The sequence below is a fragment of the Bacillus sp. PK6-013 genome (genome assembly GCF_054161445.1).
The window spans coordinates 2,913,595-2,935,689 of sequence record NZ_CP096417.1 but is presented as its reverse complement, the minus strand read 5'-3'; the positions used below and the strand labels follow the sequence as shown (position 1 = coordinate 2,935,689).

At 46.4% G+C, this 22,095-nt stretch carries 27 protein-coding genes; 17 read left to right on the top strand and 10 right to left on the bottom strand.

Annotated elements, in window-relative coordinates:
* Window positions 1-65 precede the first annotated feature (65 nt).
* Both M1E03_RS14845 and M1E03_RS14840 read right to left on the bottom strand, forming a co-directional pair.
* On the bottom strand, window positions 66-425 hold the full coding sequence (locus tag M1E03_RS14845) for a hypothetical protein (RefSeq protein WP_023856697.1): 360 nt from the start codon (window positions 423-425) through the stop codon (window positions 66-68).
* A 136-nt stretch (window positions 426-561) separates the two neighbouring features.
* Complete coding sequence (locus M1E03_RS14840) at window positions 562-1,452, bottom strand: LysR family transcriptional regulator (RefSeq protein WP_075212752.1); 891 nt, start codon at window positions 1,450-1,452, stop codon at window positions 562-564.
* 317 nt (window positions 1,453-1,769) lie between these two features.
* Between M1E03_RS14840 and M1E03_RS14835 the strand changes: the two genes are divergently transcribed.
* Window positions 1,770-3,599 carry an assimilatory sulfite reductase (NADPH) flavoprotein subunit gene (locus tag M1E03_RS14835; protein WP_035338948.1) on the top strand — a complete coding sequence of 610 codons (1,830 nt, stop codon included), beginning with the start codon at window positions 1,770-1,772 and terminating at the stop codon, window positions 3,597-3,599.
* A gap of 27 nt (window positions 3,600-3,626) precedes the next feature.
* Window positions 3,627-5,345 carry an assimilatory sulfite reductase (NADPH) hemoprotein subunit gene (gene cysI, locus M1E03_RS14830; RefSeq protein ID WP_020450993.1) on the top strand — a complete coding sequence of 573 codons (1,719 nt, stop codon included), beginning with the start codon at window positions 3,627-3,629 and terminating at the stop codon, window positions 5,343-5,345.
* Between the two features lie 56 nt (window positions 5,346-5,401).
* On the opposite strand, the gene M1E03_RS14825 is transcribed toward cysI, so the two are convergent.
* On the bottom strand, window positions 5,402-6,289 hold the full coding sequence (locus M1E03_RS14825; protein WP_023856699.1) for a LysR family transcriptional regulator: 888 nt from the start codon (window positions 6,287-6,289) through the stop codon (window positions 5,402-5,404).
* A 91-nt stretch (window positions 6,290-6,380) separates the two neighbouring features.
* Between M1E03_RS14825 and M1E03_RS14820 the strand changes: the two genes are divergently transcribed.
* Both M1E03_RS14820 and M1E03_RS14815 read left to right on the top strand, forming a co-directional pair.
* Window positions 6,381-7,253: a DMT family transporter gene (locus M1E03_RS14820; RefSeq protein WP_023856700.1), complete on the top strand. Its 873-nt coding sequence runs from the start codon at window positions 6,381-6,383 to the stop codon at window positions 7,251-7,253.
* 48 nt (window positions 7,254-7,301) lie between these two features.
* Window positions 7,302-7,679 (top strand): VOC family protein, encoded by a 378-nt coding sequence (locus tag M1E03_RS14815; protein WP_023856701.1) that lies wholly within the window; start codon window positions 7,302-7,304, stop codon window positions 7,677-7,679.
* A 44-nt stretch (window positions 7,680-7,723) separates the two neighbouring features.
* On the opposite strand, the gene M1E03_RS14810 is transcribed toward M1E03_RS14815, so the two are convergent.
* Window positions 7,724-8,272, bottom strand: a complete 549-nt coding sequence (locus M1E03_RS14810; RefSeq protein WP_023856702.1) for an IseA DL-endopeptidase inhibitor family protein — start codon at window positions 8,270-8,272, stop codon at window positions 7,724-7,726.
* Between the two features lie 450 nt (window positions 8,273-8,722).
* On the opposite strand from M1E03_RS14810, the gene M1E03_RS14805 reads away from it, so the two are divergent.
* Window positions 8,723-9,463, top strand: a complete 741-nt coding sequence (locus tag M1E03_RS14805; protein ID WP_026579876.1) for a 3D domain-containing protein — start codon at window positions 8,723-8,725, stop codon at window positions 9,461-9,463.
* A gap of 57 nt (window positions 9,464-9,520) precedes the next feature.
* Here M1E03_RS14805 and M1E03_RS14800 read toward each other — a convergent pair whose 3' ends face one another.
* From M1E03_RS14800 to M1E03_RS14785, 4 genes are all read right to left on the bottom strand, one after another.
* Window positions 9,521-10,945: a DHA2 family efflux MFS transporter permease subunit gene (locus M1E03_RS14800; protein ID WP_026579875.1), complete on the bottom strand. Its 1,425-nt coding sequence runs from the start codon at window positions 10,943-10,945 to the stop codon at window positions 9,521-9,523.
* A 16-nt stretch (window positions 10,946-10,961) separates the two neighbouring features.
* Window positions 10,962-11,540, bottom strand: a complete 579-nt coding sequence (locus M1E03_RS14795) for a TetR/AcrR family transcriptional regulator (RefSeq protein ID WP_026579874.1) — start codon at window positions 11,538-11,540, stop codon at window positions 10,962-10,964.
* 110 nt (window positions 11,541-11,650) lie between these two features.
* Window positions 11,651-11,887, bottom strand: a complete 237-nt coding sequence (locus M1E03_RS14790) for a hypothetical protein (protein WP_048350210.1) — start codon at window positions 11,885-11,887, stop codon at window positions 11,651-11,653.
* Window positions 11,888-11,915: 28 nt separating this feature from the next.
* The gene (locus tag M1E03_RS14785) at window positions 11,916-12,329 is read right to left on the bottom strand and encodes a regulatory YrvL family protein (protein ID WP_020451002.1); all 414 of its coding nucleotides are present in this window, start codon (window positions 12,327-12,329) and stop codon (window positions 11,916-11,918) included.
* Window positions 12,330-12,796: 467 nt separating this feature from the next.
* Here M1E03_RS14785 and M1E03_RS14780 point away from each other — a divergent pair, with 467 nt between their 5' ends.
* Window positions 12,797-13,444, top strand: a complete 648-nt coding sequence (locus M1E03_RS14780) for a poly-gamma-glutamate hydrolase family protein (RefSeq protein WP_020451003.1) — start codon at window positions 12,797-12,799, stop codon at window positions 13,442-13,444.
* Between the two features lie 12 nt (window positions 13,445-13,456).
* Here M1E03_RS14780 and M1E03_RS14775 read toward each other — a convergent pair whose 3' ends face one another.
* On the bottom strand, window positions 13,457-14,113 hold the full coding sequence (locus tag M1E03_RS14775; protein ID WP_020451004.1) for an ImmA/IrrE family metallo-endopeptidase: 657 nt from the start codon (window positions 14,111-14,113) through the stop codon (window positions 13,457-13,459).
* Between the two features lie 188 nt (window positions 14,114-14,301).
* A complete protein-coding gene (gene xre / locus M1E03_RS14770) occupies window positions 14,302-14,655 on the bottom strand; it encodes an HTH-type transcriptional regulator Xre (RefSeq protein ID WP_020451005.1) in 354 nt (117 codons plus the stop codon).
* A 172-nt stretch (window positions 14,656-14,827) separates the two neighbouring features.
* On the opposite strand from xre, the gene M1E03_RS14765 reads away from it, so the two are divergent.
* The 11 genes from M1E03_RS14765 to M1E03_RS14715 all read left to right on the top strand — a co-directional run bounded on the left by M1E03_RS14765 (window position 14,828) and on the right by M1E03_RS14715 (window position 22,090).
* Window positions 14,828-15,088 carry a helix-turn-helix transcriptional regulator gene (locus M1E03_RS14765; RefSeq protein WP_023856709.1) on the top strand — a complete coding sequence of 87 codons (261 nt, stop codon included), beginning with the start codon at window positions 14,828-14,830 and terminating at the stop codon, window positions 15,086-15,088.
* A complete protein-coding gene (locus M1E03_RS14760) occupies window positions 15,078-15,374 on the top strand; it encodes a hypothetical protein (RefSeq protein ID WP_033155144.1) in 297 nt (98 codons plus the stop codon). Before M1E03_RS14765 ends, M1E03_RS14760 begins: the two co-directional genes overlap by 11 nt.
* Window positions 15,375-16,199 (top strand): helix-turn-helix domain-containing protein, encoded by an 825-nt coding sequence (locus tag M1E03_RS14755; protein WP_023856711.1) that lies wholly within the window; start codon window positions 15,375-15,377, stop codon window positions 16,197-16,199.
* Window positions 16,099-16,899: an ATP-binding protein gene (locus M1E03_RS14750; protein WP_025811606.1), complete on the top strand. Its 801-nt coding sequence runs from the start codon at window positions 16,099-16,101 to the stop codon at window positions 16,897-16,899. Before M1E03_RS14755 ends, M1E03_RS14750 begins: the two co-directional genes overlap by 101 nt.
* Window positions 16,899-17,069, top strand: coding sequence for a hypothetical protein (locus tag M1E03_RS14745; RefSeq protein WP_023856713.1), 171 nt, complete (start codon window positions 16,899-16,901; stop codon window positions 17,067-17,069). Before M1E03_RS14750 ends, M1E03_RS14745 begins: the two co-directional genes overlap by 1 nt.
* 99 nt (window positions 17,070-17,168) lie before the next feature.
* Window positions 17,169-17,510, top strand: coding sequence for a hypothetical protein (locus tag M1E03_RS14740; RefSeq protein WP_023856714.1), 342 nt, complete (start codon window positions 17,169-17,171; stop codon window positions 17,508-17,510).
* The gene (locus M1E03_RS14735; RefSeq protein ID WP_020451011.1) at window positions 17,507-17,710 is read left to right on the top strand and encodes an XtrA/YqaO family protein; all 204 of its coding nucleotides are present in this window, start codon (window positions 17,507-17,509) and stop codon (window positions 17,708-17,710) included. The genes M1E03_RS14740 and M1E03_RS14735 overlap by 4 nt, the downstream gene beginning before the upstream one ends.
* Window positions 17,711-17,827: 117 nt before the next feature.
* Window positions 17,828-18,331, top strand: coding sequence for a sigma-70 family RNA polymerase sigma factor (locus M1E03_RS14730; RefSeq protein ID WP_020451012.1), 504 nt, complete (start codon window positions 17,828-17,830; stop codon window positions 18,329-18,331).
* Window positions 18,332-18,476: 145 nt separating this feature from the next.
* Window positions 18,477-19,277, top strand: a complete 801-nt coding sequence (locus M1E03_RS14725; protein WP_026579866.1) for a terminase small subunit — start codon at window positions 18,477-18,479, stop codon at window positions 19,275-19,277.
* Complete coding sequence (locus M1E03_RS14720) at window positions 19,274-20,572, top strand: PBSX family phage terminase large subunit (protein WP_197407245.1); 1,299 nt, start codon at window positions 19,274-19,276, stop codon at window positions 20,570-20,572. The genes M1E03_RS14725 and M1E03_RS14720 overlap by 4 nt, the downstream gene beginning before the upstream one ends.
* Window positions 20,573-20,575: 3 nt before the next feature.
* A complete protein-coding gene (locus M1E03_RS14715) occupies window positions 20,576-22,090 on the top strand; it encodes a phage portal protein (RefSeq protein ID WP_197407246.1) in 1,515 nt (504 codons plus the stop codon).
* The last annotated feature ends 5 nt before the right edge of the window (window positions 22,091-22,095 follow it).

The following is a 22,095-nucleotide window of genomic DNA, read 5'->3' as shown; positions in this document are numbered from 1 at the left end:
ACGCGGTGAATGTTGGAGTTGATCAAACATCCGCGGGAAGGAGATTTCTCCCGCGGATTTAAGTGTTATCGGGTGACCGTAATATTGTTGATGACCAGCTGTCCCAATGAATTGAGATACGAAAATGTCGCTTTGCCTGGGCTGACGGCTTTTACGTACACGCGGTCCGAGGTGACGCTGACGGTAATGGCGCTGCCGCTGTAGGACACGTTTGAAATGCCGACGTATTGATCTTCCTGTCCGACTTTCATCGGCCTGTTGATGACGATCGCCTGAGGGGCGAAGATTCCTTGTGCAGATGCGTGAGAAGAGAGACTTTCAGTTTTAGAGAGTTCCTGGGCTTGTACATGCATGGGACTTCCCGAAACAGCAAGCATACCTGCCAGTAATGATGAAGCAACTAAACTTTTACTTAACCACTTCATAACCATCATCTCTTTTCCTATGTGATAGTTCCAGGATATGGCATCTCCAGCCGGCAGTCAATCGTTTCCAGTGATGATTCACACATTGGACAAACGAAAACAAACATTTCGTGAAGCGGGCAGGAAGAACGGATCATCATTCCGAAGCTGTTCTTTGGTTCAAAGCGTTAATAAAGGTTTTTACATTTTTTTTGTCTTGCATAACGGGTGAATATATATATGAAAGCGTCCTGGTAAAGGTTTGATTTTTCAGCCGGAGCACGGAAAGGTTTCCATGCTGCACGTCTCTTTCAATGACGCTTTCAGACAGGAGTGACAGTCCGATGCCTGTCATGAGCGTTTCTTTGATCCCCTGGTTGCTGCTGATCGTCAGAAACGACTTGACTTTCAAACCGTTTGAACGGATGACATGGTTTAAGTATTCGCGTGTACCTGAGCCGACTTCGCGTGTTACCCACGTTTGATTTTGCAGATCGGCCATTGTCACGTCCTGTTTGGCGGCAAGCGGGTGATCACTTGAAGCGGTGATAAACAACTCGTCCTGCATAAAGGCGTGGACAGAAAGCTCTTTTTCATTTGTCTGGCCTTCGATCAAGCCGATGTCCACTTTGTACAGGCGGACGGACTGCACGATTTCTTCCGTGTTTCCAATGACGGCCTTGAGTTCGAGCTCAGGATATTCTTTTTGAAGGTCGAACAAGAGCGATGGCAAAATGTATTCGCCGATTGTGAAGCTTGCGCCGATTTTCAGCTCGCCTTTGATCGAGTTGTGGTGATCGAGAATGTCCTGCCGCGTTTGTTCATATATGGTGATCATTTGTTTGGCGCGATCGTATAAAATTTCACCGGTCGGCGTGATTTTCAAATATTTCGGAGAGCGTTCAAATAATTTCGTCTGGAACTCTTTTTCAAGATTTTTAATGTGCATGCTCACGCTCGGCTGCGACATGAGAAGAAGCTCGGCCGTTTTTGTGAAATTTTTGACTTCTGCAAGGGTAACGAATGTCTTCAGCGCATCATAATGCACACGAATCTCTCCTTTATTAAAATTCTTAATAGCTGTGATAATTAATATATATTTTACTAATGTTGAGTATTCCAGTAAACTTTAAATTAGAATCTTTTTTAGGAATGTTTGGTTTGAAGCAGGCTGACGCCGAGCGGTAAAGGGGACGTGGTGAGTGAGCGCTTACAATATTTCTTTGCAGCAAAGCCGTGATCGACAGATGTTTTGCGTCAATAAAACCGATTTGATTTATAGGAATAGTGGATATATGATGAATGTAATCCTTTTCCGTTTCAAACAAGTCATAATTTTTTTATTCCTTAGTGAGGTGGATATCGTTGCAACTTCAGGTAATGAACAGTCCTTTTAACCAGGAGCAGGCAGAGCTCCTCAACCGCCTTCTGCCAACTTTGACGGCATCACAAAAAGCCTGGCTGAGCGGTTATCTGGCGGCTGTGCAAACCGCCGATGCCGCGGCGGCGCTTGAAACATTGCCGGCGGAAGCTCCGGCTGCAAGTCCGGCCCAGCCTGTTTCCAAAGAAGTGACCATTTTATTCGGGTCGCAGACAGGAAATGCACAGGGACTTGCTGAAAACGCGGCTAAGACGCTTACAGAACGGGGCTTTCAAGTCACCGTCTCTGCAATGAGCGATTTTAAGCCGAACCAATTGAAAAAATTAAAAAACCTTCTCATCGTCGTCAGCACGCACGGAGAAGGGGATCCGCCGGACAACGCGCTGTCATTCCATGAATTTCTCCATGGCAGACGGGCTCCGAAGCTCGATGATTTCCGTTATTCTGTGCTGGCTCTTGGCGACACGTCGTATGAATTTTTCTGCCAGACCGGAAAAGAGTTTGATCAGCGGCTTGGTGAGCTGGGGGGCACAAGGCTCCATCCGCGCGTCGATTGCGATCTCGATTATGATGAACCGGCTGCAGCATGGCTTGAGGGTGTCATCTCAAGTTTAAACGAAGGACAGGAACAGGGCGCAAGCTCAGCACCTGCTCAAACGGCAGCACCGCAAGCAGCAGGAGGAGAAACGGTATATTCGAGAAAAAATCCGTTCAGAGCGGAAGTGCTGGAAAATTTGAATTTAAACGGCCGCGGATCAAATAAAGAAACGCGCCACCTTGAATTATCGCTCGAAGGCTCAGGCCTGACTTATGAACCTGGCGATGCGCTCGGCATTTTTCCGGAAAATGACCCGGAACTCGTCGACATGCTGCTGGCCGAGCTGAAATGGGATCCGAATGCTACCGTCACGGTTGATCAAGGGGAAAACCTTTCCCTGAAAGAAGCGTTGACTTCTTACTATGAAATTACGGTGCTGACAAAAAAATTTATTCAGCAGGCGGCAGAACTCATTGCAAATGAAAAGCTACGCGAGCTTGTCGCTCAGGAAAACGCGGATCAATTAAAAGCATATATCGCAGGCCGCGACCTGATTGATTTCGTTCAGGATTTCGGTCCGATCGCAGTAGCTCCGCAGGATTTTGTTTCGATTCTTCGAAAAATTCCGCCGCGTCTTTATTCGATCGCATCAAGCTTCGCTGCAAATCCGGATGAGGTGCATTTGACGATCGGCGCTGTCCGCTACAATACGCACGGCAGAGACCGAAAAGGGGTCTGCTCGGTTTTATGTGCTGAACGCCTTCAGCCTGGCGACACGCTGCCTGTTTTTATTCAGCCGAATAAAAACTTTAAGCTGCCGGAAAATCCGGAGGCTCCGATTATCATGGTCGGTCCGGGCACAGGTGTTGCGCCGTTTAGGTCATTTATGCAGGAGCGCGAAGAAACCGGAGCACCGGGGAAATCGTGGATGTTCTTCGGCGACCAGCACTTCGTCACCGATTTCTTATATCAGACAGAATGGCAAAAGTGGCTGAGTGACGGCGTGCTGACAAAAATGGATGTCGCGTTCTCGCGGGATACGGAAGAAAAAGTATATGTACAGCACCGCATGCTTGAGCACAGCAAAGAACTGTTTGAGTGGCTTGAAGAAGGAGCGGCTTTCTACGTTTGCGGCGACAAGAACAACATGGCCAAAGATGTTCAGAACGCATTGCTTGAAATTATCGAAAAAGAAGGCGGCAAAAGCCGCGAGGAAGCTGAAGCCTATCTGGCAGAAATGAAAAAGCAAAAACGTTATCAGCGCGATGTATACTGATTTTGATTGAAAGGGGACTTTTTCAACATGGGGAACGAAATATTAAAAGCGCCTGAAGGCCCGCCGAGTGATGTAGAACGCATTAAGAAAGAAAGCAACTATTTGCGCGGCACCCTGAAGGAATCGATGCTTGAGCCGCTTTCAGCCGGAATTTCCGATGACGACAACCGTCTGATGAAGCATCATGGCAGCTATTTGCAGGATGACCGCGATCTCCGCAATGAGCGTCAAAAGCAAAAGCTTGAGCCGGCGTATCAGTTCATGCTGCGCGTCCGGATGCCGGGCGGTGTCGCAACGCCTGAGCAGTGGCTTGTCATGGATGAGCTTGCCCGGAAATACGGAAATGGCACATTGAAGCTGACAACCCGGGAAACCTTCCAAATGCACGGCATTTTAAAATGGAACATGAAAAAAACGATTCAATCGATCCATTCAGCCATGCTGGATACGATTGCAGCATGCGGGGATGTTAACCGGAACGTCATGTGCGCTTCCAATCCGTATCAATCAGAAATCCACAGAGAAGTGTATGAATGGTCGAAAAAGCTGAGTGATGACCTCCTGCCGCGCACACGTGCGTATCATGAAATCTGGCTTGATGAAGAAAAAGTGGCCGGCACGCCTGATGCGGAAGAAGTCGAACCGATGTACGGACCGCTGTATCTGCCGCGGAAATTCAAAATCGGCATCGCCGTTCCGCCGTCAAATGATATCGACGTATTTTCCCAGGATCTTGGGTTTATCGCGATTGTGGAGGATGACAAACTCATCGGCTTCAACGTCGCGATCGGCGGCGGCATGGGCATGACCCATGGAGACAAAGCAACGTATCCGCAGCTTGCCAAAGTCATTGGCTTCTGCAAGCCTGATCAGTTATATGATGTCGCCGAAAAAACGATTACGATTCAGCGGGACTACGGAAACCGCTCGGTTCGCAAAAATGCCCGCTTCAAGTACACAATTGACCGCCTCGGCTTGGAAACGGTCAAAAACGAGCTGGAAAACCGCCTCGGCTGGAGCCTCGCTGAAGCAAAGCCGTATCATTTCGAGCATAACGGCGACCGCTACGGCTGGGTAAAGGGTGTAAACGGAAGATGGCACTTTACAATGTTTGTTGAGGGCGGCCGCGTCACTGATTATGATGATTACAAGCTGATGACCGGCTTAAGGGAGATCGCCAAAGTTCATACCGGCGATATCCGCCTCACAGCCAATCAAAACTTGATCATTGCCAATGTCACAAGCCAAAAGAAGAAAAAGATCAGCGAACTGATCGAACAGTTTGGTTTGACTGACGGCAGGCATTATACAGCGCTCCGCCGCAGCTCGATCGCATGCGTCGCACTGCCGACGTGCGGATTGGCGATGGCCGAAGCGGAACGATATTTGCCAAAGCTGATTGACAAAATTGATGAAATCATTGAAGAAAACGGCTTGAAGAATGAAGAGATTACCATCCGCATGACGGGATGCCCGAACGGCTGCGCCCGCCATGCGCTCGGCGAAATCGGCTTCATCGGAAAAGCCCCTGGCAAGTACAACATGTACCTCGGCGCCGCTTTTGACGGCAGCCGTCTAAGTAAAATGTACCGGGAAAACATCGGTGAAGAAGAAATTTTAAAAGAACTTCGCGACATTCTTCCGCGCTATGCGAAAGAACGCAATGAAGGAGAACATTTCGGAGATTTCGTCATCCGCGCCGGAATTGTTAAAGAAACGACGGACGGAACGAATTTCCATGATTGATGAGCATTTTTTAAAAAACGCCTCAGCCCTTTGATCGGTGCTGAGGCGTTTTCTGTTCACGAAAATGATCGAACCGTTTCCGACTCGATGATCATTTTCATAAACTCGGCAGCCGCCGGTGTTGCTTCTTCAAATGAGGGTGTAATCATGCCGACCTCGCGGATAATTTGAGGAGAGATGTCTTTTTTGATCAACCGATGGGATACGGAGGAAAGCGAAAAGTTAGAAATCAAGCCGATCCCCAAGTTGTTATTGACCATATTGACCAATGTTTCCGCGTTTTGCACAGTCAGATTTTCTTTTAATTCGAGGCGGTGTTTTTGAAAGATTTGAGATACCGCGACTTCGTGCCCGCCCTTGCAAAAGATCAATTCATTTTGATGTTTTTTCAGATCAATGAAAGGTGCGTCTTTTAAGTGATGATATTGCTCAGGGATGACGGCCGCCATCCGGTCTTGAAACAATACTTGACTTTCGAAACCGTCAAAGGGAGAGGCGACGATGCCTAAATCAACCAGGCGTGTTTCGACCCATTGCTTGATTTGGTCGGAGGTTCCTTCGACCAGCTCGATTTGTACGAGCGGATACTTTGACCTGAAGGAGGCGATAGCCTGCGGCAAAATATTCGCTGAGACGGCGGGGAACGAGCCAACTTTGACTTTCCCCCTGAGCAGATGATTTTCTTGATCGGCCACCTGGTATATTTTGTTTTCAATCACAATCATCTGTCTGGCCAGTACGGCGATTTCCATTCCCGCGTCAGTAAGCTTTAACTTGTTCTGTTTATCCCGAATCAACAATTTGACCCCGAGCGACGTTTCCATGGTTTTTATGGCTTTGCTCACGGCCGGCTGTGAAATATACAGCTCGTTGGCGGCTTCTGTCATATTTAGTGTCTCCGCGACTTTCACAAAGATGTGAAGGCTGTTCATGTTCATAACCAAATGGTTATACCTCCGATAATAAAAATGTATTTCAGTTATCATCCAATATAGCATATGCTGTACATGAAACAAAGAAGAAAGGTGACGGTTTATGTTTAAAGTACTGTTGGGGATCATCTCTGTAACACTTATTTGGGGGTATACCTGGGTGACGATGAAAATCGCAATCACTGACATTCCCCCTGTTTTATTTTCGGCACTGCGGCTGTTCATTGGAGCCGTTCCTTTGTTTGTAATTCTCTTGATCAAAGGAAGGAAGCGTTCAATAGGAAAGGAGAATATCAAGCATTATCTGGTGATGAGTTTATTGATGGGTTTAGGTTATATGGGGGTGTTAACTTACGGCATGCAGTTTGTCGATTCGGGAAAAACGTCTGTATTGGTGTATACCATGCCGATTTTTGTCACTGTCATCAGTCATTTTAAATTAAACGAGAAAATCAATGTGTATAAAATGCTCGGTTTATTTTCCGGGTTGATCGGTCTTTTGTTTATATTAGGAGGAGGGATTCTGCATGTTGATCAAAATGTCATATTTGGAGAGCTTTGTGTTTTAATCGCAGCGCTCAGCTGGGGCATCGCCAATGTATACAGCAAACTGAAATTTAAAGATACAGATATGATTCATATGAATGCATGGCAGCTTCTCACAGGGGCGGTGATGTTATTGATCTTCTCTTTTATACTGGAACCGTCCCGGCCGATTCACTGGTCAAATGAAGCGATCTTATCTCTTTTATTTAACGGTTTATTCTCTACGGCTTTGACGTTCGTCATTTGGTTTTGGATCCTGAATCAAATCGAAGCGTCAAAAGCATCGATGGCTTTAATGTTTGTTCCCGTATTAGGCCTTTTATTCGGCTGGCTGCAGCTGCATGAACCGGTCACAATCAGCATCCTGATCGGCGCCTTCATGATCTGCATCGGGATTTTTATGAATACTTATCAATTTAAAAAGGTGTAAAAAAAGGCAGAGGGTCTATATGGTATGATGAAATGGGAGGGAGATTTTATGAAAATCGAACACATCGCTATATGGACGAACAATTTAGAGGAAATGAAAGACTTTTATACCCGGTTTTTTCACGGAAAGGCGAATGAAAAATACGTCAATCCGAAAAAGCATTTCGAATCCTATTTCATTCAGTTTGAATCGGGAACACGGCTTGAGCTGATGAGACGTCCCGACCTTGCAAAAGGAGAGGAAAACGCTTCCGGCTATGCACATATGGCGTTTTCCTTAGGGTCGCGGCAAGAGGTTGACGAGATGACGAGCCGCTTTGAAAAGGAAGGATACCAGGTTGCCGGAAAGCCGCGCGTCACGGGTGACGGGTATTATGAAAGCGTCATCCTGGATCCTGACGGCAACATCGTTGAGCTGACCGTTTGACGGAAAAAAGCTAATGTCCGTTTTTAGACATTAGCTTTTTTCGTTTAGATGGCAGCATCGAGCTGATTGATTTTCCATTTGTTGTCTTCTTTCACAAACGTGATCTTTCTTTTCGCAGTCACTGATCCATCCAATGCCGGTACGGAAAATTCATAGGTGCGGGTATTGTTTTTTTGAGAAATCAGTTTGATTGTTGCTTTGTCCCATCCTAAGAGGTTGTCCCCATCGCCGACAGGAACGGCCATTTTTCCTTTATAAGACATAATGTTGTATTTTTCAAATCCTTTTTTAATGGCGTCTTTTGTGAAAACCGGTGCCAAGTAATCTGTTAACTTTGCTTTTGTGCTGAATTCACTGCACATATACGTATATGGAAGACCGCGGTATTCAAATGTTTTGGTTTGGCAAGTTGAGTTTTTCGCTTTTGGATTGTGGCCGCTCATCGTATTCCAAAAGTGCTCCCGTGCCTGCAAAGTCATTTGCATGACTTGTTTATTTGTTAAATTCCCTGATGTTTGGTTTTTCGCTGCGAGAGATGCTCCGGCAGGTAAGATGAGTAAAACAGCTAATAAACAAACGATTAACTTTTTCATGTTCCTCTCTCCTTAAATATATCTCTTATGTTACAAATGTTACAATAATTACAGATGGATTACAAGAGATTTGCGAGAAAAATTTTCCTCCGCTGTTTTCTAATATATGACGACATAAAAGCGACTGGGGTTATATGTTTAGGAAAATAAATTACGTCTATTGATTCGTTTTCCCGAATTTCTCTTCTCATAAACACAAAAGCCCCATGTTGAAAAAACATCTTATACTGAAAAAGAATTCCAGCTTGAACCAGCGTCAAGAGCAGGAAAGAGGACGTCTGAAACATAAAGGAATCATGTTGTTGAAAATCAGAATTTTACATAAAATCAAACTTTATCAGTAAAAAATCTGTAACGAAATTCGCATCAATCTGTCATAGCGGTGACATTTTGCTGTGTTACGATTTTCCCTGTTAGTTTCAAAAGGGCTAACAAGGGAGGATTTAACTTATGAAGAAGACAATCATGTCCTTGGCTGCAGCCGCAGCTATGTCGGCGACTGCATTCGGAGCGACTGCCTCAGCAAAAGAAATCGAAGTTCAAAAAGGAGACACGCTCTGGGGGATTTCTCAAAACTACGGAATGAACCTCAAGGACTTAAAAAAATGGAATCAGCTTTCATCAGATCTGATTTTACCGGGTCAAAAGCTGAACATTTCTTCTCAAGAAGAAAAATCTGAAGAAAAGCAGTACACCGTTCAGCCAGGGGACACGCTCTCAAAAATCGCAAAAGAGTTCGGTGTAACTGTAAGCGATCTTCAAAAACGGAACAATCTGAAGTCGGACCTGATTATTGCAGGGCAAACGATTGCGATAAATGGAGAAGCAGGAGAGGCTGCTGCTGCAGCGCCTGTGAAACAAGAGTCCGCGCAAAAACAAAACGATCAGCCTGTCAACGTGCAAAAGGAAATCACAGTGACAGCAACTGCGTATACGGCAAATGACGGGGGCATTTCAGGCATCACAAAAACGGGAGTCGACCTGAATGCGAACCGTGACGCTAAAGTCATCGCGGTTGATCCAAGCGTGATTCCGCTCGGTACGAAAGTATATGTGGAAGGCTACGGCGAAGCGACGGCTGAAGACACCGGAGGCGCCATTAAAGGCCATAAAATAGACGTATTTATTCCAGATAAAAAAGACGCTTTCAATTGGGGCGTCAAAACCGTAAAGGTCAAAATTTTAAACTAATATCAAAAAATGCAGGAGGCGCTTCATGCCTCCTGCATTTTTTTGATGGATCGATGTTTATGCTGGATGATGTTCCCCGCGACTGCTTTTCACAAAAACCGAAATCACAAGAGCAGCTGCTGCAAAGACGATAGCTACGAAATAAACCATATGAACGCCTTCTGTCATACCTTGCATGTGCAGCTCCTGACGGCTGGCTCCTGAAGAATGCGCGATAAAGCGATTCGAAACGGTCGTCAGAATTGTCGTGTACAATGCCGGACCGATGGCCCCTGACACTTGATTGACCGTATTCATAATCGCCGAGCCATGCGGGTACAGCGGTTTGGGCACCTGGTTTAAACCGAGCGTCATGATCGGAGCCATCGTTAACCCGACGCCGAGTGTGAAGCCGGCGTACAGCATCATTCCCGCCGCCATCGGCGTATCGCTTGAAATATTCGTAAACAGCGAAAGGACGGCAATCACAATGATCAACCCGGTGATCAACAGCGGTTTAAAGCCAAGCTTATCAAACAGGCGTCCTGCAACAAGAGATGTCATCGCCAGGACAAGGCCGCCCGGCAGCATAAGAATGCCTGTATAAAGCGGTGACAGCTCAAGCGCCATCTGGAAGTAAAGCGGCAAAATCAGCATCATCGAAAACTGCAGCATCATCACGATCCACATCAGGATAACCGAGACGGAAAATATTTTTGACTGAAACGGCCTCATATCAAGCATCGGCACTTTCAATTTGAGCTGGCGCATGACGAACAATATTAATCCGATGACACCGGCTGCCAGTCCGATGATCACTTTCGGACTGCTCCAGCCTGCAGCTTCCCCGGCGTTGCTGAAGCCGAAAACGATTCCGCCAAACCCGACAGTCGATAAAAGAATAGATAATATGTCAATTTTCGGATACGTCAGTTCGGTTACATTTTTCAGGCGGAACGCCGCATAAAAAATCATGAAAACCGATACTGGCAGCATCATGAAGAAAACAACGCGCCATGAATAATGCTCGACAATATAGCCTGAGATGACCGGACCGATCGCCGGGGCAAATAAAATAACGAGCGTGAGGATTCCGGTCATCGTTCCGCGTTTTTGCGGCGGAATCAAAGTCAATATCACATTCATCACAAGCGGCAGTATCAAACCTGTACCTGAGCCTTGGATGATCCGTCCGGCGAGAACGAGCGGGAAGACCGGAGCGATTCCGGCCAGAAAGGTTCCCGCTGTAAACAATGTCATCGCAGACAGAAACAACTGCCTTGTCGTAAAGCGCTGCATTAAAAACGCGGTAATCGGCACAGCGATGCCGATCATGAGCATATATCCGGTTGACAGCCACTGAGCCGTATTCGCTGAAATGCCGAAATCGTCGATGATCTTCGGCAAAGCCACATTCATAACCGTCTCATTAATCAGAGCGAGAAAATTTCCGACGATTAAAATGGCGATAATCATGAAGGAGCCTTTTTTAGCATGTTCCATTTGCATTTCCCACCCTTTATGATCGTTTTAGTAAAAAAGGAATTTGTTCGGCGGCTGCACTGAGGGGCCGACCGTTTTTTTTCGTCACTGAGAGCACATACGCACCCTCAATCATCGCCTGTATCGCGACGCTCAGCGTCTCGGCCGTTTCCGGCGCGTAGCCTGACTGGAGCAGTTTATCCTGATAGACAAGCTGCCAGTCTTGATAAACCTGTTCACAAGTTTGGCGGAGCCTTTCGCTGAACGACCACGTTTCTGCGGCGACGGATACGATTGGAATATCATCGTTTTCTTCCATGATGTATTCCTCGATTCCGTCAGCCATCATCTGGATATAAGATTGAAACGCCTTGACAGGATCAGCTTCTCGGCTGATCGCTGACAATATATACGCTTTGATTCTTTCCCCGGTTAATTGAATCGCCTCTTGCGCCAGTTCTTCTTTGCCGCCGGGAAAATAATAATAAAGCGATCCCCGCGGCGCTCCGCTTTCGGCTGTGATTTGGCTCAGACCTGTGGCATGGTAGCCTTGTTTGCGGAACAATCGTGAAGCCGCCCGCAATATTTTGTCGCGGCTGCTCATTTTTTCTGCCATCCTATCATTCCCTTATGATTTTATACTGATCGGTCTATATAATTTTAACGAAAAAAAAGACCTTTTTTGAAGGCCTATTTTAGAAAAAGGACGATTTGTCCATATTCGGTTCACCGGGAATCCGCTGAAGGCTTCAGAAAGCCGGCAAGCAGCGGCGCCACAGCGATCACTGCCAAGATCGACAAAAGGCTGTCAGATATGAGGTGAACAAAAGTGGAATTGATGGTATAGAGTGCGAGCACCGTTAAATAAACGGCCAAAAAAACGTAGCCGAAGATTTTCTTGCGGAACGGTTTTTTGAGTTGAATAAAAAGAAACATTCCGGCCATTAAAATGATAAACGTCACAGTTCTATTCTCCCTTCGCGAATGTTTCTCAATCCTCGTATGTCCGGTTTCTTTCTTTGTTGTCTTCAAATGCCAGCTGAATGACGAATAAAAACAGACAGGCGATGATTTCCACATCCAGCGGGATGGTGATGCTGTCCATCAATTCATCAGCGAGATGGATGGCAAGCCACGTAAAAAAACATTCGATCATAAAGGTCACGGCTTTATGACCGATCATAAAGCTCAAAATCTTTTCCGGGATTTCAAACAGCGCACCGAGGCCAAAGGATAAAAGGATATACCAGAAGAGCGACCAGGGCGATTCGTATGTCACGCCGAAAATCGCGAAAAAGCCGGCAACGCCGAAATAATAAGACCCGAATAAGAGCGTAAACACAGTGAGGATCAACAGAAAGATCATAGTCACTGCGAACATGGTACCGAGAGTTTTTTTAATCATTAAACATTCATTCCTAATCATGCAGTGTATATTCATGATATCAGAAAAATATCCGGTTGTGAGTTATTAATGAGATTTTGGGGTTAAAGTTTGTGTGGAAGGGGGGAGTGGAGAGAGCGTTCTGAAAAATTCCTAAGGTGTTTTTCGAGACCTAATTAATCGCCATATATCATATTTGGAGCGTTTTCATAAGGGCTGCAAAGAGGATAGGATCCCAAATGAAAAAGGCTGTCAGCCGGCAACCTTACTTTGTTAATCATATTTCGTATTTGCTTGTTCTAAAACCGACGTGTTTACTAGAAGAATTATTTTCGTGCCTTAGGTGATTTTCGATTTTGGTTCAATTGCTTTAATCTTTTAAATCTCATAAAGAGATTTTTATTTTCCTAGAGGGAACATATTTACAACCGCTGCGACTCCCGGTACACTACATAAAAACAGGACAGGCAGGTGCAAAAAATCAAGAGATGAAGCAGGCTTTAACTGACCAATACGGCAGCTTTACAGAGATGGCAGAAAATGAAATAGAAGGAACCGATTATTCGGTGGCTGCGCGGGATGCAGGGAGCGCACTGCTTGTGATGGCTCCCCACGGGGGCGGGATCGAACCGGGCATCAGTGAAATTGTCAGGGCTTTTGCAGCGGGTTCTTCGGTTTATTTATTGGAAGGATTGAAAAGGCGCGGCAATAAGAGTCTTCATGTGACAAGCGCCCATTTTGACTGCCCGCTTGCCGTGCGAATGGCTGCAGGACATCGATACATACTGGCGTTCCACGGATATGACGAGCCTTTCCGCCGGCATACGCTCATCGGGGGGACAGATCGAAGGCGCGCCTTGTTGTTTGCGGAGACATTGGAGAAGCACGGATTTTCTGCGGAGCTGGCGGCTGAAAGGGGATATCTTTCAGGTACAAACCCTGCAAGCATCAACAATCGCTGCCAAACAGGGTTAAGCGTGCAATTTGAAATCAGCACTGCCCAGCGGAAGGCGATGTTTGAGCAATTCACATTAAAGGGCAGGCGAACGTCTCAAAATGAGGTGTTTTCCCGCTATGTCAAAGCTTTGAAGGCAGGAGCCCGCATCGCATATGGGCCGAGTGCAGCCGGGAGCTGAGCCGGCTGTTTTTTATTTTCTCAGCATATACGCCGGCCGGCTTTCTGCCGCGACCATTTTGCCGACGCCGTTTGCCGTTGTGTACGGGCGGCGGGTTTCCCGGCGGTAGCGTGCAAGTTCGTCTTCTTCTTTAAGGCGAGCAGCATTCGCTGATTCGCTCTCTTGGGAAAGGCTCGCCATCCATGCCTCATGAAACTGGATCCCGGCTTGCCGTTTTTCAAAGAGCTCGATCCGTTTGACAGCGAACGATTCCGTGACTTTAAAGAGGTCGGCGATCATTTTAGCGGCTTGGCATCGCAGCTGGGGAAAATCCATTTTTAAAAGCATAAAAGTAGGGACGCAAAAATGGTACATAAATTGATTGGCCTGGAATTCCTGCAGCTCCCTGAACATCTGATTCATATAAAGCTGGTTTCCCGCGTGCTTTAATACGTGGCATAACTCATGGGCAAAATCCTCCCACTGCTTTTCCTTTGAAAGGCTGCTGTTGAGAATGATGCTGTACATGCCGTCATGCTTAATCATCATGCTGTTGACATTTTCATAGTGAATCCAAATGTTAAAATGAGCGGCTATGCGATTCATATCAATGTGGTGGGGTTCAAAAAAACCAAACTTTTGATACATATTTTTGACGTATTCTTCTAGGTGAGATAAGTAAAACTTCAATACGAGACACCCTTTCGAACAAATGTTCTGTTTTTAGCGGGAAAGAAAAGCCCGTCAAAGGGGCTGTCATGTTTTCATGCAGATCTATCATATACGATGAGCAGCCTCTTTAGCAAATCTTTCCCTTTTTTATCGTCTTAACTATTAAATCGGCGCTCACCAGGTAACGTTTAATAGAAATTCCTTTTTTATCCGTTTTGTTTATCTCCGGGCTTTCGTTTTTTCTCTTTTTCTTTTAAGTATTGAATGAACTCGATGGCCTGCTGTCTGCTTTCGGGGGAAAATTCCTGCATGTCTCGGTATGCAATTTGCAGATCCGGATCTGCGATTTCGTCTTCAATCGTTTTTTTCTTTTCCGTTCCTGTCAACAGATAGTCAATCGTCACTTTATAGTAATCGGCGAGTTTTTTTAATGTTTCATAGTCCGGCTCGCTTCTTCCGTTTTCGTAATGGGAGTAGCGGGCCCGCGATACACCGATCTGCTTTGCAACTTCTTCCTGTGTCCGTTTTCCTCTCAGGCTCTTCAGTCTGCCGCCTAACATAGAATGACCTCTCTTCCTCAATTCGGCATGTTTATCTCTATTATAGATACAAAATGTATCGAAATAAACATATGATAAAAAAAGTATCAAAAAAGCATTGATGATAAGAAGTGTATCATATATAATCAAATCATCAGATACGTATTGTATCAAAAACAGGGAGTGAGAACATGTGCGAAAACGGTTGATCGAAGAGCGTTTTAAGAGGGGATGGACCCAAAAGCAAGTGTCGGAAAGGCTTGGACTCTCCGAGGTTTATGTTCGCAAAATCGAAAGGGGAACACGCAATCCCGGCAGAGAAACGATGCTGAAATTCGAAACGCTTTACTCAGTGCCTGATCGATTGCTGTTTCCCGATCTTTTTCAGGTCTGTTTGGATACATATTGTATCAACGGAACTCTGTATGAAAGAAGGCGATGTCATGAATCTTGAACATCCGATGGTCACACACATTCGAACGCACGGCTATCCAAAGGAAGCCGACAGAGAGCAAATGCGAAGACATGGCGGACCCGCCGGATATCCACAAGGAGGCAGAATGGGTAAAATTGTGATTTCCTACAGCTCAGACCGTTTTGATCAATGGCGGCTCGGCGAAGCCGGGGGATTCATCGCTTTTACGAAAGACGGAAAGCCTGTATTCCAATTCGATCGTAAAGGCCAATACGAACGGTATCTCAGACTGAACCGCAGAAGGCAGAAGGAAGGGGGAAGATGAATGTCCCGTCCGCTCGATCAAAGCTATCCCTTTTCCGTTTACTCAGGGATTTTAACACCTGTGCACTACGAGAAAATAGGCAATGCCATTTGGCTGTTTTTATGGTGCATCAGTTCAACAACTAAGGAAATCGAACGCGATGGGATGACATGGGGCATCGTGCTCGGCAACAAACCGCTGAAAGCCGCAGAATTGGCTCTTCAATTCGGCGTCAACGAAAAAACGGTTAGAAGATGGCTCGCTCTTCTCGAACGAAACGGCTACATTGCAGTCACAAGAGCGCCTTACGGAATGATTTTGTCAGTCAGACATTCAAAGAAATTTGCCTATGCCAGCCATGTCCGGTCAGGCAGTTCTGTTCGGACAGAAGAGACTGGCCGTGCGGACATCCTTGTCCAATCCAATAAAGATATCACACAAATCAACACAAAACATAATATGACTTCCATAAAAACAATAGCAGACCGATTTGCCGCCCTTAGGTCTTTGCAGGAAGGAAAGCCTGTCCATCCCTCGTCAAAAGACTACCAGGCCATCGCCCGGATTGTCGCCCGCGGAGTGTCTCTTCCGCAAACAATCAAATGGCTTGAACAATGCTTTGAAGAGTATGAGGCGCGGCGCCGAAGCCGCCATGAAACGATCAAGGTCTTCAGCTACTGTGAAAAATATATAATCGGCCGGCTGGCTGAAGCGGAAGAGAAAACAACTGTCAGGAGGGAGAACAATGTCCAAAAGAACAATCGAAGAGATCATGGACGAACTGAGAAACAGGAGCTGTCTATCACAGGGGGACAAACCGGAAGAATCCGCCGCAAAACGGTATGACTGTCCGAAATGCAAAGATGAACTTGGATTTATCGAACGGCGCGGAACGATGGAAGTATGGGTATCATGCGCCTGCCGCGAATGGCGGAAAGCGCAAAAGCTGTTGAAATCGAGCGAAATCACCGAACAATTTAAAAACTTAAATTTTGCTCAGTTCAAGACGAAAGGAAAACACCAATCTGTAAAAGAGGCGTATGAATGCGCCGTTGAATATGTACAAGCTTACCGGGACATCCGGGAAAGCCGCAAAAACAGCATCGCGTTCTTGGGACGACCCGGTTCAGGGAAGACGCATTTGCTGACGGCCGCCGCCAATGAGCTGATGAGGAAGCATTTCGTACCCGTCCTTTATTTTCCTTTTGTCGAAGGATTCAACGATTTAAAACAGGATTTCTCATTGCTTGAGGATAAGCTGAACCGGATGAAGCGAGTCGAGGTGCTGTTTCTCGATGACCTGTTTAAACCGGTGGGAGGCAGGCCGCGGGCGACGGAATGGCAGATCGAACAGACATATGCTGTCGTCAATTACAGGTATTTGAACCATAAGCCGATCATGCTGTCCAGCGAGCTAAGCGTTGAAGAAATTGTCAGCATAGACGAAGCGCTCGGAACGAGGCTGGTTGAAATGTGCCAGGACTTTCTCGTCGTCCTGAACGGGAGCTCTTTCGGCATCAATCATAGACTGGAGGGGATGGTTTGATGTGCCCGCTATGTAACGGGAGAAAATCAGTCCACCAGGACGCAAGGATCGGAACGATGTTCTGCGCTTGTCCAAACTGCCGCGCTGAAAGCGGCGATTTGACGGATGTGATCAAACATCTGGAAGCGCTGATTGCAAAAATGAAAACAAGGGTGAAACAAGGTGCTTAAATGTTTAAAAGCGATGATTCTCATCATCTGGACAGCAGCAAAAAGAGACGCACAAATGAAACGATGGCACGAAGAAGACGGAAAGTGAGGAAGACAAACGTGAAGAACGAAAGTGCGACGTACAGCCCGTCACCATGGCGCGTTGTCAGAACAAATAGCGACCTGTACATTTATTCAGCTTACAGTAAAGCCGAAAAGAAACGGTTTCCTTATTCCAGCGGGCGGGTGATTGCCAAAGTCGCCGACTACAGCGCATATTCCAAGGAAAAAAATGCCCGCTTAATCGCCGCGGCTCCCGAACTTTTGACCGCAGCGAAGCTCACGCTTGCCTATTTGAAGCGAAAACGGCCCGCTCGCTCTAATTCAGTTGAGAATCAATTGATAAATATTTTAGAAAAAGTCGTCACAAACGCGGAATTTGAAGAGGAGGAAAATAGATGAACCATCCGGCAAAGATACAAGATATCCACGATACGACGGTTGCAAGCCGCCTTAAAAAAGGAAAGGTGACAGTGATCGTTCTTGATGGAATGAACGGCACAGCTTGGCAGGCCGAGGCGCCTGAACACGGTAAAACCGTCATTGAAACGAGAAAGGGAGACCTCGCAAGGGTCGAATTTGAAATCGGCTATAAGCTATAGTTCTACAACTTGCATATTTGTCCAAGACGGAAAGCCTGCGGACGCTGATCAGATGCACATCTTACTGTGCGGCTGATTGGTGTCCTTTTTTATTTCAAAAAAACGGAGGTACACAAAATGGAAGATTTGCTTTTCGAATATAAAAGAGCGCTGAAAAACACGAAAAAACTGTATCGGGCCTATCAGGATGAACAAGGGCTGACTGCTGAACAGCTGAAAGATAAAAAACTGATCAGAAACATGATGACCGATTTGGAATATGTGATCGACTGGCTTGAAAACGGAAGGGAGCCGGGAATCAGAAGGGCGATTGACAGGCGAGACGCTTATAAACGGATGCTACTGAAAGATCCGCTGATCATCGACACGTTCTCAGAACAGATTGCATTTGAACCGGCTCAAGAAGTGTCAGCGTACGATAAAGCCCGGATTGAAACCGCGCTGTCTGCCCTTACGGCACGCGAAAAAGAAATCTTCATTTTACATAAGGTCGAACAGTTTTCCTATGAGCGGATTGCCGCCATGCTCGGCATCAAAAAGTCTACTGTTCAAACCAATGTGAAACGGGCACAGCTGAAAATCGCGAAACAAATCGAAAAGCCTCTCGATTGTATGGCATAACGATATATCTGTCTTTTGTCATACGTTTGCCACCTATAAGTGAAAAGAGAAAAAAAGATAACAAATCATCCTGTTCAATAAAGGAAGATTCATATAGCGATGAAATATTACTGTTTCCGGGAATGAGAGGCGGTGAAGATGAACAATGCCAAGGAAAAGGGATCCAAAAAGGGATGAAGCTTTTCGTCTCTATCAACAATACGGGGGAAACATTACGAATCTCGCAATCGCAAGAGAACTCGGCGTTTCAAATCAAAAAGTCAGCGTTTGGAAAACCCGTGACCGCTGGAAAGAGGCTGTAAACGGGGAGGATACGAGCAGAGGAAAAGCAGATATCCGCAATGAAGGGCTGAATGAACGGCAGCGTCTGTTTTGCATCTATTATGTGAAAAGCTTCAATGCCACCCAAGCAGCGATAAAAGCGGGCTATTCCCCGGCCAGCGCACATGTGACAGGCTGCCGGCTTCTGAAAAACGAAAAGGTGGCCGATGAGATCAGGCGGATCAAAAAAGAGATGGTAGGGGAGATATTCGTTGAGGCGATGGATGTTCTCCAAGTCTATGTGAAAATCGCATTTGCCGATATGACCGACTATGTAACTTTCGGCAAAAAAGAGGTACAGGCTGTCGGAAAGTCAGGACCGCTGTTTGATGAAGAAAACAATCCGGTTATGAAAGAGATCAGCTTTGTCGATGTGAAACATTCCGACCTCGTCGATGGTACAGTCATCACAGAAGCGAAACTCGGGAAAGAAGGAATTGCAATCAAGCTGGCCGATAAAATGAAGGCGCTCGAGAAGCTCTCACAGTATTTCGACCTTTTCCCTGATTCATTTAAGCGGAAAATTGAAAATGAGAAGCTGAAGCTCGCCAAACAAAAAGCCGACAAAGATGCGGAATCAGGACCCGTTGAAGTGGTCATCACCCGAAAAGGTGATTCGGCTTGATTATGAAAGAAGTCAATCCGCATTTTGAAGATTATTTGTTTAACTGGGATCAGACGTTTCAATTTCTTGTCGGCGGATACGGTTCGTCAAAAAGCTATCATACCGCTTTAAAAGTCGTATTAAAGCTGCTGCAGGAAAAGCGCACCGCTCTTGTTGTAAGGGAAGTGTTTGAAACACACAGGGATTCGACTTTTTCTTTATTCGCAACCATTATCGATGAGCTGGGTGTTCAAACGGCGGCCGAGGCCGTTTCTTCTCCGATGCACATCAGGTTTGCAAACGGCAGCCGGATTATTTTTAAAGGGATGGACAACCCGGCGAAATTGAAATCCGTCAACAACATCTCGCTGATTTGGATCGAAGAATGTTCGGAAGTGAAGTATGAAGGCTTCAAGGAGCTGATCGGCCGGCTGAGGCATCCTGATCACAGGCTGTATATGATATTGACGACAAACCCCGTCAGCCAGTCAAACTGGACGTACAGACACTTTTTCAAGGATGAGCGGAACAAGCGGTTTATTTTGGATGATGAGGTTTTGTATGAAAAGCGGGTCGCTGTCGTCGGTGATACGTATTACCACCATTCTACAGCGGATGACAACCTGTTTTTGCCGAAAAGCTACCTCAAACAGCTTGACGATATGAAAGCATATGACCCTGACCTGTACCGGATTGCCAGAAAAGGGCGGTTCGGGGTAAACGGCATTAGGGTTTTGCCGCAATTTGAAGTGATGGAGCATGAGGAGGTCATGAGGCGGATCTCCGCCATTTCCAACCCGCTGAAGAGAACCGGAATGGATTTCGGATTTGAGGCATCATACAATGCCGTCGTCCGGGCGGCCGTCGATCCCGACAAAAAATATCTCTATATTTATTGGGAGTACTACAAAAATAAAATGACAGACGACAAGACGGCCGAGGAGCTTAACGAATTCGCGGTTACGAAGGAGCTGATCAAAGCCGATCCGGCCGAACCGAAAAGCATCCAGTTTTTTAGGCAGAACGGTTTCAACATGACCGCAGCCCGCAAGTTCCAAGGCTCGCGCCTGCAATATACGAAAAAAATCAAGCGGTTCAAAAAAATATTCTGTTCTGACCGATGTGCCAATACGATCTACGAATTGCAGCCGCTGACCTATGCGACCGATAAAGACGGCAATCTGAAGGAGGATCAGTTTACAATTGATCCGCACACGCTTTCCGCGCTATGGTACGCGCTTGATGATTATGAAGTCACCGATTTGAAGGCTGAGCCGGAAGCGAGAAAACGGCCGAACAGGAAAAGGGGGAGATAGTGTATGTCCACTCAACAAACGGTAAGAGCAAAAGTCATGAAATCCCGTTTTCACGAGCCTGTAACAAAACAAATATATGAAGATCAATTTTCGGAGATCTACGGAGATGAGATTATCGCACCGCCGTACAATTTGAAAGAACTGAAAGCCATTGCCGAATATTCTTCCATTCTCCAGCAATGCATTGACGCCTATAAAACGAATATTGCAGGGTTCGGGCTTGATGTCGAGTACGCTTTTGATTTTAATGGTGCGGATGTGACGCCCGATAAGAAAAAGGCTGCTGAGACCGATTGGACAAGGCTTGAAGATTTTTGCCGCCATCTTCATTTTGATGAATCGGCTGAAACGATTTTAAGCCATATGATAGAGGACCGCGAAAAAACGGGGAACGGGTTTTTGGAGGTGCTCAGAAACGGCACGGGGCAGCCGGCCGGAATTGAATATCTCGATGTCAAAAATATGCGCGTATGCGGATTGACAGAACCGATCGAAGTGGAATTCGCCTACATGGAAAACGGATCGCTAAAAAACATCAAAAGAGAAAAAAGGTTCCGTAAATACGTTCAGATGATTGATGGCAGAAAGGTGTACTTTAAAGAGTATGGCGATCCGCGCGTCATGGATATGACCACCGGAGCGTTTGACAGACAGACTCCGCCTGAACGAAGTGCGAATGAAGCGATCCATTTTAAAATCGGCAGCGGCGTCTACGGCGTTCCGCGCTGGATCGGAAATATTGTCAACCTGTACGGAGCGCGGAAAGCGGAAGAGCTGAATTATATGTATTTCAGACAAGGCCGGCACGTCCCGGCCGTCATTACGGTTGAAAACGGCATGCTCTCAGAGGCTTCGTACAGAGAGCTGCAGGAATACATGAACGACTTGGAAGGCGTTGAAAATGCACACAAATTTTTGCTCATCGAAGCGGAGGGGATCGCCCAGGAAAAAGACATTCACGGCAGCCAGGACATTACGCCGGTGAAAGTGGACATCAAATCCCTCGCCGAAATTTTGCAGGAAGATGCGCTGTTTCTTGAATATGACGAGAAAACCCGGAATAAAATCCGCTCTTCTTTCAGGCTCCCGCCTCTCTACACCGGTGATGCCCATGAATATAACAGGGCGACAGCCGACACCGCCCGCAAAATCACCGAAGAACAGGTTTTTGAACCGGAGCGGAAAATATTGATCGGCAAGCTGAATACGCTGTTTCTCCGTGATTTAAACATTTTCCATGCGAGGCTCCAATTGAAAGGACCGGACTTTCGCGATCCGCTTGAGATTGCAAAAGTGCTCGGTCCTTTTATTCAGGCGGGGGCGGTATCTGCAAATGATCTGCGCGACCTGGCCGGCAGAGTGCTCGGTAAGACGCTTGATGAATGGCCGGAGGAAGAATTCAGCAGGCCGCTCGGTTACCAGCAAAGCGCAAAGCGTGCTGAAGCAGAAGCCGGAGCGCTGCTGCCCGAACTGCAGGAAGTCGTCGAGACATTGAAACAGATCACTGAAAGGAGGTGAACACT